The sequence below is a fragment of the Mesorhizobium sp. P2_E6 genome (assembly GCF_056403835.1).
In genome coordinates this window covers 151,435-165,079 of record NZ_JBFUEQ010000003.1, presented here as the reverse complement: position 1 = coordinate 165,079, position 13,645 = coordinate 151,435, and the positions used below count along the sequence as shown (strand labels likewise).

Here is a 13,645-nt window from a genome sequence, read left to right as displayed (position 1 = left end):
TCGAATAGGGTGCTTGGCTACGATCCGGCAAGAAGCGGCGATACGCTGCCGCAATGGATTCCGGACAAGAACAAATTCAGGGAAGAGCGATCATGAGCGAACACGCGGCAGTCGATCAGGAAGCGTCAAACGCGCGACGCGGGCGCGGCGCCAGCGGCGGAGCGGCTGCCCGGCGTGCAGCCCGTTCGGGCGGCGGCCCCGGCACCCAGCTCACCTATATCAAGCGCAAGATCAACGTCTATGAGGTACTGGACGAGGAAGGCCTGGCGCTGATCGAGAAGAACACCGACACGGTGCTCGAGGAGATCGGCATCATCTTCCGCGACGACGCGGAAGCGCTGCAGCTGTGGAAAGAAGCCGGCGCCGACGTCAAGGGCGAACGCGTGCACTTTCCCAAAGGGCTCTGCCGCTCGCTGCTGAAGACCGCGCCGTCCGTCTACACCCAGCACGCCCGCAATTCCGAACGCTCGGTGCAGATCGGCGGCAACGCCACTGTCTTTGCGCCGGTCTATGGCCCGCCCTTCGTGCGCGATCTCGACGGCGTCAGGCGCTATGCGACCATCGAGGATTTCCGGAATTTCGTGAAGCTCGCCTACATGGCGCCGTCGATCCACCATTCGGGCGGCACCGTGTGCGAACCGGTCGATGTGCCGGTCAACAAGCGCCATCTCGACATGATCTACAGCCACATCAAATATTCGGACAAGCCGTTCATGGGCTCGGTGACAGCGCCCGAGCGCGCCGAGGACACCGTCGCCATGGCCAAGATCGTGTTCGGCGACGACTTCGTCGAAAACAACACGGTGCTGACCAGCCTGATCAACGCCAACTCGCCGATGGTGTTCGACGAGACCATGCTCGGCGCGCTGAAAGTCTATTCGCGCCACAACCAGGCCTGCATCGTCACGCCGTTCATTCTCGCCGGTGCGATGAGCCCGGTGACGGTCGCCGGGACGCTGACGCAGGTTTTGGCCGAGGTGCTGGCCGGCGCGTCGTTCACCCAGCTGATCCGGCCGGGCGCGCCGGTGCTGTTCGGCACTTTCGCCTCGTCAATCTCCATGCAATCGGGCGCGCCGACCTTCGGCACGCCCGAGCCGTCGCTGGTGTCCTATGGCGCCGCACAGCTCGCACGTCGCCTCGGCCTGCCGTTCCGCACCGGCGGCTCGCTTTGCGCATCCAAGGTTCCGGACGCTCAGGCGGCCTATGAAAGCGCCAACACGCTGAACTCGACCATCCTGGCCGGCACCAACTTCGTGCTGCACTCGGCCGGCTGGCTCGAGGGCGGGCTCGTCTCCTGCTACGAAAAATTCATGATGGACATCGACCAGCTCGGCATGACGCAGAAGTTCTCCGAGGGCGTCGATCTGTCGGAAAACGGTCAGGCGATGGATGCCATCCGCCAGGTCGGACCGGGCAGCCACTATCTCGGCTGCGACCACACCCAGGCCAATTTCCAGACCGCCTTCTATCGCTCCAACATCGCCGACAACAATTCCTACGAACAGTGGCTGGCCGAGGGCGAGAAGACCGCGCCGCAGCGCGCCAACGAGCTCGCCCGCCGCTGGCTGGAAAGCTATGAGGCACCATACCTCGATCCGAGCACCGACGAAGCCTTGAAGGACTTCATCGCCAAGAAGAAGGGGTCGATGCCCGACGCCTTCACTTGAAAGGAGCCCGAGTCAGGCGGGGCTAAAGTCGCCAACATCATTCACAAGGAAGTCTGGCGGAGTGCATTCTCCGATCCGGTCAAGAAGGAATGATTGCGCCTGCCGGCAGCGTTGACCGTATCGCTTCGGCGCTTCTCGCCAACGGCCTTGTTCTACGTGGCGGCTTCAATTTTGAGCTGGGCGATGCGCCGCCACCGGGCCAGTCGGGCGCTCCCTCCAAGGCCGTCCTGCTGGTGGGGCAGGCGGGTGCTGCGTCCTGGCCGCATTTCCTGCGCTGGCGGGAAAAGCAATCGCCGACCATTGCCAATCCGCTCGACACCTGGTCGCGTGAAGTGATCGGGGCGGTGGCCGAGGTATTCGGGGCGAGGGCCATTTCACCGTCCGACAAGCCCTATCTGCCATTTCAGCAATGGGCGATGCGGGCGGAGGGGCTGAAGCCGTCACCGCTCGGCATCCTCATGCATCCGCAATATGGGCTGTGGCACGCCTATCGTGGTGCGCTGCTGTTCGAGCAAGAACTTCCTCTCCAAGCCGTTGAGACGCCGCTCCACCTTTGCGATGCATGTGTGGAAAAACCTTGCCTGAAATCCTGTCCGGTCGACGCTTATTCCGAACAAGGTTTCGCCTACCAATCCTGTCTGGCGCATGTGCGGGGAGCAAATGGCGGACCGTGCCGAAGCGGCGGCTGCCTCGACCGCAACGCCTGTCCGTACGGCACGGCCTATCGCTATCCATTGGAGATCCAGGCTTTTCATATGGCGGCATTCGCCGGTCTGTAGTCGCCACGCCATCCTGCACGAAATGTTGACTGCCGGGTTCAGGGAACGCCTTGTTCTGGCGGCTCACGCGGATATGTATCGCGCATCTAATGAACGGAGCAGGCGATGACGAAACAAGACCTTCAGATCAAGACCAGGGATGGCGTTGCCAGGGCAGGACTTTTCCGCGCTGCAAACACGTCCCCGGCCAAGGCCGGCATCATCCTGTATATGGATGCGTTCGGGCCGCGCGCTGCGCTCGATGGCATGGCGGAACGGTTGGCGGGCGAAGGCTATGCGGTGTTGGTGCCGGACCTGTTCTACCGCAATGCGCCCTACGGGCCGTTCGACGCCAAGACCGCCTTTGCCGAGGAAAAGACCAAGACAGTGCTGATGGCGCTGGTCACCGGCACCACGCAAGAGATGACCATCAGCGACAGTGGTGCATTCGTCGATGCGCTGGCTGCCGAGGGTGTTACCGGACCGATCGGGACGGTGGGCTATTGCATGGGCGGCGCACGGGCATTGAACGCCGCTGCAACCTATCCCGAGCAGATAAGGGCGGCGGCCAGTTTCCATGGCGGCAATCTGGCCAGCGATGCCGCCGACAGCCCGCATCGCAAGGCTGCCTCGATCAAGGCGCGTGTCTATGTCGGCACGTCCGGTGTCGACAGAAGTTTCCCGCCTGAGCAGTCGGCACGACTTGCCGAGGCGCTGCGAGTTGCGGAAGTCGACCATGTGATCGAGAACTATGTCGGCATGGCGCATGGCTGGTGCGTGCCGGATCATAGCGTCTTCGATGCGATCGGCGCCGAGCGCCATTGGAAGCGGTTGACGACGCTTTTTGCCGAAACGCTGATCTAAAACGGACCGGGACGTTGCCTGCGGTCGCACCGAACGGGTAGAGACTTGCACGATTGGCGCCGCCTGCTGAACGGCGCCGTCAGCGGGAACGATTTGGCCTGATGCAATCCTATGATGTCGTGATCATCGGCGCGGGCGCCGCCGGAATGATGTGCGCCGTGGAGACGGCCAAGCGCGGCCGTTCGGTGCTGATCCTCGATCACGCGGCGATGCCCGGCGAAAAGATCCGCATCTCCGGCGGAGGCCGGTGCAATTTCACCAACATCCATGCCAGCCCGAAGAACTTTCTCTCGGGCAATCCGCATTTCTGCATCTCGGCGCTCAGCCGCTACACGCAGCGCGATTTCATCGCGCTCGTCGAGCGCCACCGCATTGCCTATCACGAAAAGACGCTGGGGCAGTTGTTCTGCGACGGCTCCGCACGCCAGATCATCGACATGATGGTCGCGGAAATGCGGAGCAGGGGCGTGGAACTGGCACTGTCGGCCAACGTCGGTGATGTCCGCAGAACCGTGGAAGGATTTGTGCTTACCCTCTCCACCGGTACGGTCGCATGCCAGTCCCTGGTCGTGGCGTGTGGCGGCAAGTCGATTCCCAAAATGGGGGCGACCGGCTTCGGCTACGAGCTTGCCGAACGGTTTGGTCTTGCCATTGTCGAAACGCGGCCGGCGCTGGTGCCGCTGACCTTCGACGCAAAAACGCTCGAGCGGCTGGCGCCCCTGGCCGGCAATGCCGTCGAAGCGGAAGTCGCCTGTGGCAAGACACGGTTTTCCGAAGCGATGCTGTTCACGCATCGCGGCGTCAGCGGACCGTCCATCCTGCAGATATCGTCCTATTGGCGCGAGGGAGACGAAATCCGCATCGCCATGCTGCCGGGAGCCGACGTGGCAGACCTCATTCGCACCGCCAAGCGCGGCAACGGACGGCAAGCGGTGCAGACGGTGCTGGCAAATCATCTGCCGAAGCGGCTTGCGCAGTCGATCGCCGAGCGCACCGGGATCGACGGCAACCTCGCCGATCTTTCGGATGCTGAGATCAAAACCATCGCCGCGGCGGTCAATGACTGGCACATCAAGCCGGCCGGTTCGGAGGGCTATCGTACGGCCGAAGTGACGCTTGGCGGGGTCGATACCAACGGACTTGACCAGAAGACGATGCAGGCGAAATCTGTCCCAGGCCTGTTCTTCATCGGCGAAGTCGTCGACGTCACGGGGTGGCTGGGCGGTTATAATTTCCAGTGGGCGTGGTCGTCCGGCTGGGTTGCGGGGCAAGCGGCCTAAAGCACCAAAAATGGCGACGATGCTACTTCGGTGCCTTCGCCAGCGCTTTCTTCTTCTTTTTGGCCTGGTTGTAATCGATGGCGGCCCGGACAAGGTCTTTCAGCGCGCGCTCATCGAGCTCATCGCCCTCGAAAAGATCGATCGCACGCCACACCTTGCCGTCCAACCCCGCGTTGAAGAGCTTGCCGGGGTCCGGCAGGCTGGCGCCGTGGGAAAAGGTCAGTTTCACCTTGTCCTTGTGGGCGTTGCCGACGGCGATCATTCCGTCGCGGGACCACACCGGGCTTCCCATCCACTTCCATTCCTCGATGATCTCGCCATCGGCTTCAAGAATGGTCTTGCGGACGCTGGCGAGCGTCTTGCCACGCCAGTCCGTGAGGCCCGCGATCAGCTGGTCGATCTGTTGCGATGGAATCATTGCGTGCCTTTCTCTGCCACGACGCGTTTTGTTTGCCGCGCTTTACCAGCGCGCCAGCTGGGTGATCTGAACGAGGTTGCCGCAGGTGTCGTTCAACTGGGCGATGGTCGAGCCGGTCGCCTCGGTCGGCGGCATGGTGAACTCGCCGCCGCTCGCCTTGATGCGCTCGTAGTCGCCCTTGACGTCATCGGTGAAGAACATGACCGCGGGCTGGCCTTGCTTGAAGATGGCTTGCTGATAGGCCTTGGCGGCCGGGTTGTCGTTGAGCGCGAGTTGCAGCTCGGTTCCATCGGGCTCTTCGGACGAGGCCACGGTCAACCAGCGATAGGGCCCATTGCTGAAGTCGGCCTTCTTGGTGAGGCCGAGCACTTCAGTATAGAAGCGCAGGGCGTTTTCCTGGTCGTCCACATAGACGCTGGTCAGCTTGATCTTCATCGCTATTTCTCCTCTGTCCGCCCTGTCGGAAGGGCGTGGTTTGAATTGTGCTGGCAGGCTTCAATCAATCCGCGGGCGCGGCTACGGGATCCAGCCGGGCAGGGCGGCGGCCTGCTTCACCCACTCCGCCATCTGCGCCTCGTCGAACGCGTCGCCTTCGCGGATGTCGATCCAGCGTGCGTCCTTGCTTTTCGCCGTGCCGCCGGGCGGGACCGGCCGCAACGACATGCCGCTGAAGAAGGTCACCTTCACGTAGCGGGTCAGGACATGGAACGTCACGAACCAGCCTTGGCCCTCGATGCCGTAGAACGGCGAATTCCATCTCACGGCTTTGCGGACATCAGGCACATTGCGCACGATGAGTGCGTCGAGGCGCTCGCCGAGGCCGCGTTTCCAGCCCGGCATTGCAGCGATATAGGCCTGCACCGGCGCGTCGCCGTCCCCCTTCGCGATTTGCGGGTTGCCGCCCGACAGCAGGACTGGTGCAGCCTTGGCCGCGACCTTGGTCGATTGCCCCTGCGTCTTGGCCATTCTGCCCATTTCCTATGCGCCCGCGCGTTCCCTGCCGTTTCCCTTGGCGGCATACGGCAGCGCGAACATGTACAAGCCACTGAACAGCAGCAAGAAGAGCGGCAAGAGCGGCGAGTAGACGATCCAGGCAGGCGGCTGCCCCAATGTCATGGCAACGAAGTTGGCGATGACGGTCAGCGTAAAGATGATCGACAGCCAGCGATGAGTTTGCCGAATCCACTTGTTCCAATCCAATGAGACCTCCCGTTAAAAACGAGCCGAAGCGGACCCAGTGATCCGCTCGGCGGGTTTCAATCCATTCGCGCCAGGACCTCAGCCAGGTTTGCAAAGTACTGCCGCCACCCACTCGTCGCACCCCGGTATGCCTGCTCCTGATCAGGCCGGAAGCCGGACTGCTCCATCCGCAATCGAGTGCCCGTGCTGGTCGGCATGAGAGTCCATGTGACGACACTCTCGAGGCCATAGGCCTGCCAAGTGTAGGACAGTGTCTTGTTCGGCTCGATTGCGGTTACCTGACAGTCAACGACGATGCTCACGTCAGGCTGCGGGTCCTTTCGCAGATTGAAACGATGACCCGCGACTGGCTTGAAATCATTCTTCATCAGCCACTCCTCGATCAAATGCGGTTGGGTGAGCGCGCGCCAGATCTTTTCCGGCGGATGAGGTATCTCTCGTTCGACAATGACGGAGCGCGTTTCGATCGCAATGTTGGTCATTGGTCCATTCTATTGAGCAGATTTTCGAGGTCGTCGAACCGGCTCTGCCAGAATGCGTTCATCTGGTTCGTCCAGTCTGTCAGCGGTGCAAGTGCGCCGAGTTGGGCGCTGTAATGGGTCTGCCGCCCCTCATGGCGGTCGCGCACCAGCCCGGCATGCCTGAGCACGCCGAGATGCTTTGACACGGCTGGTTGCGAGACCCCGGACTGAGCCGTCAGGGCGCCGACCGTCTGCTCGCCTTCCCGGCACAGGCGCTCGAAGATGGCCCGACGCGTCGGATCGGAGAGCGTTCGGAAAAGGACATCGTGAGCATTCGTCATGGGGATCGATAACTCGGCGGCTATTGATTTACGTATAACTGCAGAGATATGTATCTGTCAAGCGGGGCAGCGATGGCCACGATCTGCCCGTTTCCAAAAAAATCTTTCCATTGCCCCAAGGAATCGCCATTAGCCTTCGTCCAACAGGCAAATGATGGCGATGATGCTGGATGAGAGCGAAGCCTCCGACGCCGAACTGATCGGGCGGGCGAAGGGCGGAGACAGGGGGGCCTTCAGCAAATTGCTGGAAAGGCACTATGACTTCGTCTATCGCGCCGCCTATCGCTGGTGCGGCAAGAAGGCCGATGCCGAAGACATCGCCCAGGAAGTCTGCGTCCGGCTCGGCCGGGCTATCCGCGACTATCGCGGGGGCGGCGCCTTCACGACATGGCTTTACTCCGTGACCCTGAACGCCGCGCGCGACATGATGCGCAAGTCCGCCCGCGATATGGCAAAGACGGAGGCCTATGGCGTTCACGCGCTAATCTCGGGCGAGGCTTCGGCAGAGCCGGAAGACCCGGCCGAGGCATTGTGGGCGGCGGTAAGGCAGTTGCCGGACAAGCAGCGCGACGCCGTGCTGCTGGTCTATGGCGAGGGCTTGAGCCATGCGGCCGCCGCCGAGGCGATGGCGATCTCGGAGGCGACGGTTTCCTGGCACATCCATGAAGCGAAGAAACGGCTGAAGACGCTGATGCGCTCGGCCGGGGAAGTGTGACCATGGTCGACGACAACGAACTCAACAGACTGCGCGACATCGCGGCGCCGGCGCCGGGCGAGAGCGCGAAGGCTCGTGCCTTCGAAGCCGCCATGCGCGCCTATGATCAGGAAAATATTTCGACCGTGAGCCAAGGATCGGTAGGCGGGCTTCGTCTCACAGAGCGAGCACAAAAGCTCTGGAGCGAGATCATGCAAAAGAAACTCATTGCCGCGCCGGCTCTTGCCGGGCTCGTCGCCCTGCCGATCGCCGGATACGCCACCTTCCACATGCTGAGGGAACAGCCGCCCAAATTCGGCGGCGACGAGAAGATCACCGAAACGCTGGCCGACAAGCCTGCGACGGTGAAGCAGACGACCAACGAGCTCAAGCCGGCCCGCACCGAACTGGAGAAAGACAAGAAGGCCGACGCGGATGTAGAAAGCCGCGACGCCTCAGATGCGCTCGTCGCGCCGGCCTCACCGCCGAAATCCGAATCGACCGTTGCTATCGGCGGTGCACAGCAGGAGGCGGCGAAGGGCGCTCCCCGACAGGATGCTACTGGCGCCGGAAGTGTGGCAATGAATAGTGCACCCCCGGCACCGGCCCCGACAGGCGAATTTGCGCTGGACGGTACTGTAAGTGCCCCCAGCATGTCGCGGAGTCTCGCGCCGGCCGAGTCCAAGCTGATGGCGCAGCAGCCAGCCATGGCTCCGGCCGACCAGGTTCAGCCGCAAGAGCAAAACCGCGACCGCATCGAGGATTTCAAGACCAATCCGGTGCATGCCGCGCTTGAGGATCCGGTCTCGACCTTCTCGATCGATGTCGACACGGCTTCCTATTCCTTCGTGCGGCGTTCGCTGAAGGAAGGGTTCGTGCCGCAGGCCGATACGGTCCGCGTCGAGGAGATGATCAACTACTTCCCTTATGACTGGAAGGGCCCGGACTCCGCCACGACGCCGTTCAACTCGACGGTCAGCGTCATGCCGACACCGTGGAACACGCACACCAAGCTGATGCATGTCGCCATCAAGGGTTTTGACGTCAAGCCGACCGAGCAGCCGAAAGCCAATCTGGTCTTCCTGATCGACGTCTCGGGCTCGATGGACGAGCCGGACAAGCTGCCGCTGCTCAAGTCGGCTTTCCGGCTTCTGGTCGGCAAATTGAAGGCAGACGACACGATCTCGATCGTGACCTATGCCGGTGAGGCCGGCACCGTGCTGATGCCGACAAAAGTTGCCGAGAAGGACAAGATCCTCAATGCCATCGACAATCTGCAGCCCGGCGGCTCGACGGCCGGCGAGGCGGGCATCAAGGAAGCCTACAGACTTGCCCAGCAATCCTTCGTCAAGGACGGCGTCAACCGGGTGATGCTCGCCACCGATGGCGACTTCAACGTTGGTCAGACTGATGACGACGACCTGAAGCGTTTGATCGAGAGCGAGCGCAAGACCGGTGTCTTCCTGTCGGTGTTCGGCTTTGGCCGCGGCAATCTGAACGACCAGATGATGCAGACCATCGCCCAGAACGGCAACGGCACGGCCGCCTATATCGACACGCTCGCCGAGGCCGAGAAGGTGCTGGTCGAGGACGCCTCCTCGACGCTGTTCACGATCGCCAAGGATGTGAAGATCCAGGTCGAGTTCAACCCCAACAAGGTCTCGGAATACCGGCTGATCGGCTACGAGACCCGGGCGCTCAACCGTGAGGATTTCAACAATGACCGCGTCGATGCCGGCGATATCGGTTCGGGTCATTCGGTCACCGCGATCTACGAGATCACGCCGAAGGGCAGCGGTGGCGAGCAGATCGACCCGCTGCGCTACGGCCAGGCGTCGGTGGACAATGGGGGCATCGCCAATGCCGGCGAATATGCCTTCGTCAAGATCCGCTACAAGCTGCCCAACGAGGACGTCTCGAAGCTGATCACCACGCCGGTGACTTCGGCCAACGAGGTGGCGTCGTTCGACGAGGCCGGCACCGACCAGCGCTTCTCCGTGGCCGTCGCGGCCTTCGGCCAGAAGCTGCGCGACGAGGATGCTACCGCGAAGTTCGGTTACGACAAGATCATGGAGATTGCCACTGCCGCTCGAGGATCCGACCCGTTTGGGTACAGGTCCGAGTTCCTCTCGCTTGTGCGCCTTGCCTCGGCGCTGGGCGGAAATCGGTAGTGGTGATGACGGCCGGTTTCTTTCAGATGGGATCGTTCTGATACGGGAAACCGACCCACGGGCGGGTGAGGCAGGCCGGCGAGGGTTTCATTCCTTGCCGGCCTTTTTTTGCGGATTGTTAAATTGCGTTGGATTTCCGGTAGATGATCGCAATTTCCTCTTGTTACGCAGAGGCTAATGTTTGGGCTTGAGGGGGCCGGAATTGCTGATCAGGACTGTTGCGAACTCGATAACCCGAGATATGCCGGCACTTGGATCGCCAGCCTCCACGCCATCGGCGGAATCCAGGCGCATCAGCGACGATGTCGCTCAAGCGCGTAACACCGCCATATCAGCGCTGAACAATGATCGTTTTCGCGTCATGCTGGAGCAGATCTCCGACCCCACTGCATCGGGCGCACTTATGACAATGCGCGGCGATACGGCCGCCGGCGCCGGTACCGATTTCAAGTCGGCGCAGTCGAGTTACGCCGACAACAGCGAATAATCAGAAACGATAAGATCAGGCCCGGCTGCGGCGACGCTCGCGGCGGGCTTCGCTGGTTTCGACGGTGTTTTCCGTCGCCACCTTGTTGCGCATCGGACCGATGCGCTCGACAATCGCGCCAACGGTCGGACGATCCGCCTTGGTGTGCGCGTCGAGTGCCTTGCGCATGGCGGCAAGGTGCTGGAACGAGGTGCCGCAGCAGCCGCCGACGATTTTCGCACCGGCATCGACGGCAAGCCTGACATAGTCGGCCATCAGTTCCGGCGTGCCGGAATAATGAATCTCGGTGCCGCGGAATTCGGGAATGCCGCAATTACCCTTGACGATGACAGTCGCCTCCGGCTTCGCCTCGGTCATGTCGAGCAGCGATGCCAGGATGTCGGAGGCGCCGACGCCGCAATTGGCACCGACGCCGAGCGGCGCTTGCGACAAGCCGTCGACGACGCCGTGGATGTCCTTCGGCAGCAGGCCCATCATGGTGCGGCCGGCGGTGTCGAAGGACCCGGTATAGGTGTAGGGCAGGCCGACGCGGATGGCGGCTTCGGCAGCGGCGCGGATCTCGTCGGGAGCCGACATGGTCTCGATCCAGGCGACTTCGGCGCCACCGGCCTTGAGACCCTCGATCTGTTCGGCAAAGGCATCGACCGCCTCGTCATAGGTCATGGCGCCAAGCGGCACTAGCAATTCACCGGTCGGACCGACCGAGCCGGCGACGATCACCTTGCGGCCGGCCTTGTCGGCGACAGCACGCGCAATCTCGGCGGCGCGCTTGTTCAGCGCGTGCACGCGGTCCTGCGCATGATGCAGCTTCAGCCGGTGACGGGTGCCGCCGAAGGAATTGGTGAGAATGATGTCGGCGCCCGCATCGACGAAATTCTGGTGCAGGCTGGTGATGGTGTCGGGCGCCGTCTCGTTCAGCAGCTCCGGCGCTTCGCCAGCCTCCAGCCCCATGGCGAACAGGTTGGTGCCGGTGGCGCCATCGGCCAACAGCACGCCCTTTTCAGCCAGCAGCGCATCGATCGGGTTGGTCGTCGTCATCGGATTGGCTTTCATGTTTTGAAATTCGAATAAGGATATAAAGAAGTCTTTATGTGTAGTCAATGATATTGCGGCGCTTGACTGGCGATGTCGACGGCCGGGCGTTGGTTGAACGACCCTCGATTGCCTTCGATCAGGCAGAGCCTGATGTAAAGGACATGTCGGCCAGATTGCGCGCGAAGGCGGCGGCTTCGTGCGGGTTGACGTCGGCGGCACGGATCAGATTGTCGAAATGCTGGGTCAAGGCCTGGACCGGCTGGGTGGCGTTCAGCACCACATACATGTCGCCGACATAGATAGCCGCCCGATAGGGGCCGAAGATGGTGAGGGGAATGGAATAGCGCATGCGGCCGTCATACAGAAACAAGCGGAAGGTCGGGTAGAGATCGTCAAGCAGCGTTGCCATGTGGGCGAGTTGTTGTCGGCGGTCGGCCTCTGGAAAACGGTCCCACACGCCCAGGCCGCGGGCGAAGATCTCCAGCGTATGGCGCGGCATGCAGACTTCCATGTCGGTTTCCGGCCGCCGGTTGTAGTCGATGCGGTATTGGGTTTCGTTGGCTTGCGTCTGACGGCTCCTGTTGGTGATGTTGGCTTCATAGTCGACGAGCGCGTGTGTTCGCAGAAGATCGGGGATGCCTGCCGGCACATAGCGGATCTTGGTACCGGCCGCCTCGGCGAACCACTTTGCCAGCAGCGTGCGGTCGAAGCCGTCGCGCGCTTCCTCGATCTCCAGGCTCTCGCGGATCTCGCCGGTGACACCCTCGTCCTGGCTGAGGCCAAGCAGCCAGTCCAGCGACACTTTGAACTCGGCAGCGATATTGAGCAGGGTTTCCGCCCGGGGCAGGCGTGTCGAGGCGCCGGACAGCAGTTGCGACAGGGCCGACCGATCGATGCCGACCGCGGTCGCGAAAGATGACTGGTTGAGATCGGACCGTGTCAGGAGCAGCTTCAGACGCTCCCGAAAGATCGCTGACAGATCTCGTTTGTCCATCACTTGGCTCCGCGAATCAGGAGGAAAAATTTGCGCCAAAGCTGCCGAACGGACGCCTTAGGCGTAAATGAATCCCCAATATTGTTTACAATGTGTAACATGTGCTGTCAAAAATGCGCAATCGCAACATTTTGTACACTTTGTCTCGTTGAGTGGAATCGCTTCTCCTGACACAATGATGTCAGGAACCAGTTGGGGTTCCGGCGACTGAGGGACAGTGGTCGATAGCATGACTAGCATGAGCATCAGACAGCGTAGCGTACCGGCCATCGAATGGCCGACCGTGGCTCTCGCATTCTTCTGCTACGCAACATGGTTCGCCACCGGCTTCCTGCTCTGGCCATCCTACCCGATCTCCGCGCTCGCCGTCCTGGCCTTCACCGCCGCATTGCAATCGTCGATCATGCACGAAGTGCTGCACGGTCATCCAACGCGCAATGCGCGGATCAATGAGGCGTTCGTCTTCCTGCCAATCGGTCTCGTCTGGCCGTTCCGCCGCTTCAAGACCATTCATCTGCGCCATCATGCCGATGAGCGGCTGACCGATCCGCTGGACGATCCGGAGAGCTACTACCAGGCGCTCTGGCAGCATGACGACTTGCCGCCGACTGTGAAATTCCTGCTCAAGATCAACAACACTATGGCCGGCCGCTTCGTGCTCGGCCCCTGGCTGTCCTGCGTCGGCTTCTTCATCGACGACGCCAGGCACATGATCGCTGGCGACAAGGCGATCCGCAAGGCGTGGCTGCTGCATGCGATCGGCCTCGCCATCGTGATGCCCATCGTGCAGTTCGGCTTCGGCATCCCGCTGTGGCTCTACGTCCTGGTACCGGTCTGGCTCGGCCAATCGCTGATCTCGATCCGCACCTTCGCCGAGCATCAATGGTCCGAACACCCGGAGGGCCGCACGGTGATCGTCGAGCGCTCGCCGCTGTCGTTCCTGTTCCTCAACAACAATCTGCATTTCGTCCACCACAAGAGCCCGACCGTGGCCTGGTACCGGCTGCCGAAACTGTTTCGCGACCGTCGCGACGAATGGCTGCGGATGAACAATGGCTACGCCTATCCGAACTATTTCGCGCTGATCAAAGCCTATGCCTTCAAGGCGAAGGAGCCGATCGTGCATCCGGTGCTGCGGCGCGCGCCGGAGCCGGGCAGGGCGTTCAAACCTCGCATCAGGGCGCGCAACATAAATGGGCTCGGCTCCGCGCCGGTTCCCGCCGAGCCGCCCAAGGAATGAGTTTTGCGGCGAGTGGGTAATGCCTGCTAGACTGG

At 61.9% G+C, this 13,645-nt stretch carries 16 protein-coding genes; 8 read left to right on the top strand and 8 right to left on the bottom strand.

Annotation, left to right across the window (positions count from 1 at the left end):
• Positions 1-92 precede the first annotated feature (92 nt).
• From AC1D08_RS08710 to AC1D08_RS08695, 4 genes are all read left to right on the top strand, one after another.
• A complete protein-coding gene (locus AC1D08_RS08710) occupies positions 93-1,667 on the top strand; it encodes a trimethylamine methyltransferase family protein (protein WP_477422966.1) in 1,575 nt (524 codons plus the stop codon).
• 89 nt (positions 1,668-1,756) lie between these two features.
• Positions 1,757-2,446, top strand: a complete 690-nt coding sequence (locus tag AC1D08_RS08705) for a hypothetical protein (protein WP_457154458.1) — start codon at positions 1,757-1,759, stop codon at positions 2,444-2,446.
• Positions 2,447-2,551: 105 nt separating this feature from the next.
• The gene (locus AC1D08_RS08700; RefSeq protein WP_457154459.1) at positions 2,552-3,289 is read left to right on the top strand and encodes a dienelactone hydrolase family protein; all 738 of its coding nucleotides are present in this window, start codon (positions 2,552-2,554) and stop codon (positions 3,287-3,289) included.
• 101 nt (positions 3,290-3,390) lie between these two features.
• Positions 3,391-4,569, top strand: coding sequence for a BaiN/RdsA family NAD(P)/FAD-dependent oxidoreductase (locus tag AC1D08_RS08695; RefSeq protein WP_457154460.1), 1,179 nt, complete (start codon positions 3,391-3,393; stop codon positions 4,567-4,569).
• Positions 4,570-4,591: 22 nt separating this feature from the next.
• On the opposite strand, the gene AC1D08_RS08690 is transcribed toward AC1D08_RS08695, so the two are convergent.
• From AC1D08_RS08690 to AC1D08_RS08665, 6 genes are all read right to left on the bottom strand, one after another.
• Entirely contained in the window at positions 4,592-4,987 is a 396-nt protein-coding gene (locus AC1D08_RS08690) for a DUF1801 domain-containing protein (protein ID WP_477227535.1), read from the bottom strand.
• 42 nt (positions 4,988-5,029) lie between these two features.
• The gene (locus AC1D08_RS08685) at positions 5,030-5,422 is read right to left on the bottom strand and encodes a VOC family protein (protein WP_457154977.1); all 393 of its coding nucleotides are present in this window, start codon (positions 5,420-5,422) and stop codon (positions 5,030-5,032) included.
• An 81-nt stretch (positions 5,423-5,503) separates the two neighbouring features.
• Positions 5,504-5,953 (bottom strand): DUF1801 domain-containing protein, encoded by a 450-nt coding sequence (locus AC1D08_RS08680; protein ID WP_457154976.1) that lies wholly within the window; start codon positions 5,951-5,953, stop codon positions 5,504-5,506.
• Between the two features lie 12 nt (positions 5,954-5,965).
• Positions 5,966-6,187, bottom strand: coding sequence for a hypothetical protein (locus AC1D08_RS08675; protein WP_457154975.1), 222 nt, complete (start codon positions 6,185-6,187; stop codon positions 5,966-5,968).
• 56 nt (positions 6,188-6,243) lie between these two features.
• Complete coding sequence (locus AC1D08_RS08670; protein ID WP_457154974.1) at positions 6,244-6,669, bottom strand: SRPBCC family protein; 426 nt, start codon at positions 6,667-6,669, stop codon at positions 6,244-6,246.
• Complete coding sequence (locus tag AC1D08_RS08665) at positions 6,666-6,989, bottom strand: ArsR/SmtB family transcription factor (protein ID WP_457154973.1); 324 nt, start codon at positions 6,987-6,989, stop codon at positions 6,666-6,668. Before AC1D08_RS08665 ends, AC1D08_RS08670 begins: the two co-directional genes overlap by 4 nt.
• 154 nt (positions 6,990-7,143) lie before the next feature.
• Here AC1D08_RS08665 and AC1D08_RS08660 point away from each other — a divergent pair, with 154 nt between their 5' ends.
• The 3 genes from AC1D08_RS08660 to AC1D08_RS08650 all read left to right on the top strand — a co-directional run bounded on the left by AC1D08_RS08660 (position 7,144) and on the right by AC1D08_RS08650 (position 10,341).
• Positions 7,144-7,704, top strand: coding sequence for an RNA polymerase sigma factor (locus tag AC1D08_RS08660; protein ID WP_095087997.1), 561 nt, complete (start codon positions 7,144-7,146; stop codon positions 7,702-7,704).
• Positions 7,705-7,706: 2 nt separating this feature from the next.
• Entirely contained in the window at positions 7,707-9,854 is a 2,148-nt protein-coding gene (locus AC1D08_RS08655) for a vWA domain-containing protein (RefSeq protein ID WP_477227534.1), read from the top strand.
• Positions 9,855-10,095: 241 nt separating this feature from the next.
• On the top strand, positions 10,096-10,341 hold the full coding sequence (locus AC1D08_RS08650) for a hypothetical protein (protein WP_457154951.1): 246 nt from the start codon (positions 10,096-10,098) through the stop codon (positions 10,339-10,341).
• A gap of 15 nt (positions 10,342-10,356) precedes the next feature.
• Here AC1D08_RS08650 and bmt read toward each other — a convergent pair whose 3' ends face one another.
• On the bottom strand, positions 10,357-11,379 hold the full coding sequence (gene bmt / locus AC1D08_RS08645; protein WP_457154952.1) for a betaine--homocysteine S-methyltransferase: 1,023 nt from the start codon (positions 11,377-11,379) through the stop codon (positions 10,357-10,359).
• Positions 11,380-11,512: 133 nt separating this feature from the next.
• Positions 11,513-12,370 (bottom strand): helix-turn-helix domain-containing protein, encoded by an 858-nt coding sequence (locus tag AC1D08_RS08640; protein ID WP_457154950.1) that lies wholly within the window; start codon positions 12,368-12,370, stop codon positions 11,513-11,515.
• A 229-nt stretch (positions 12,371-12,599) separates the two neighbouring features.
• Here AC1D08_RS08640 and AC1D08_RS08635 point away from each other — a divergent pair, with 229 nt between their 5' ends.
• Positions 12,600-13,610 (top strand): fatty acid desaturase, encoded by a 1,011-nt coding sequence (locus AC1D08_RS08635; protein ID WP_477422964.1) that lies wholly within the window; start codon positions 12,600-12,602, stop codon positions 13,608-13,610.
• Positions 13,611-13,645 lie beyond the last annotated feature (35 nt).

What these genes read in the sequence shown, in the direction of transcription:
- AC1D08_RS08710 (WP_477422966.1), top strand. Translation starts at nt 93, where the DNA reads ATGAGCGAACACGCGGCAGTCGATCAGGAAGCGTCAAACGCGCGACGC.
- AC1D08_RS08705 (WP_457154458.1), top strand. Translation starts at nt 1,757, where the DNA reads ATGATTGCGCCTGCCGGCAGCGTTGACCGTATCGCTTCGGCGCTTCTC.
- AC1D08_RS08700 (WP_457154459.1), top strand. Translation starts at nt 2,552, where the DNA reads ATGACGAAACAAGACCTTCAGATCAAGACCAGGGATGGCGTTGCCAGG.
- AC1D08_RS08695 (WP_457154460.1), top strand. Translation starts at nt 3,391, where the DNA reads ATGCAATCCTATGATGTCGTGATCATCGGCGCGGGCGCCGCCGGAATG.
- AC1D08_RS08690 (WP_477227535.1), bottom strand. Translation starts at nt 4,987, where the DNA reads ATGATTCCATCGCAACAGATCGACCAGCTGATCGCGGGCCTCACGGAC.
- AC1D08_RS08685 (WP_457154977.1), bottom strand. Translation starts at nt 5,422, where the DNA reads ATGAAGATCAAGCTGACCAGCGTCTATGTGGACGACCAGGAAAACGCC.
- AC1D08_RS08680 (WP_457154976.1), bottom strand. Translation starts at nt 5,953, where the DNA reads ATGGCCAAGACGCAGGGGCAATCGACCAAGGTCGCGGCCAAGGCTGCA.
- AC1D08_RS08670 (WP_457154974.1), bottom strand. Translation starts at nt 6,669, where the DNA reads ATGACCAACATTGCGATCGAAACGCGCTCCGTCATTGTCGAACGAGAG.
- AC1D08_RS08665 (WP_457154973.1), bottom strand. Translation starts at nt 6,989, where the DNA reads ATGACGAATGCTCACGATGTCCTTTTCCGAACGCTCTCCGATCCGACG.
- AC1D08_RS08660 (WP_095087997.1), top strand. Translation starts at nt 7,144, where the DNA reads ATGGCGATGATGCTGGATGAGAGCGAAGCCTCCGACGCCGAACTGATC.
- AC1D08_RS08655 (WP_477227534.1), top strand. Translation starts at nt 7,707, where the DNA reads ATGGTCGACGACAACGAACTCAACAGACTGCGCGACATCGCGGCGCCG.
- AC1D08_RS08650 (WP_457154951.1), top strand. Translation starts at nt 10,096, where the DNA reads ATGCCGGCACTTGGATCGCCAGCCTCCACGCCATCGGCGGAATCCAGG.
- bmt (WP_457154952.1), bottom strand. Translation starts at nt 11,379, where the DNA reads ATGACGACGACCAACCCGATCGATGCGCTGCTGGCTGAAAAGGGCGTG.
- AC1D08_RS08640 (WP_457154950.1), bottom strand. Translation starts at nt 12,370, where the DNA reads ATGGACAAACGAGATCTGTCAGCGATCTTTCGGGAGCGTCTGAAGCTG.
- AC1D08_RS08635 (WP_477422964.1), top strand. Translation starts at nt 12,600, where the DNA reads ATGACTAGCATGAGCATCAGACAGCGTAGCGTACCGGCCATCGAATGG.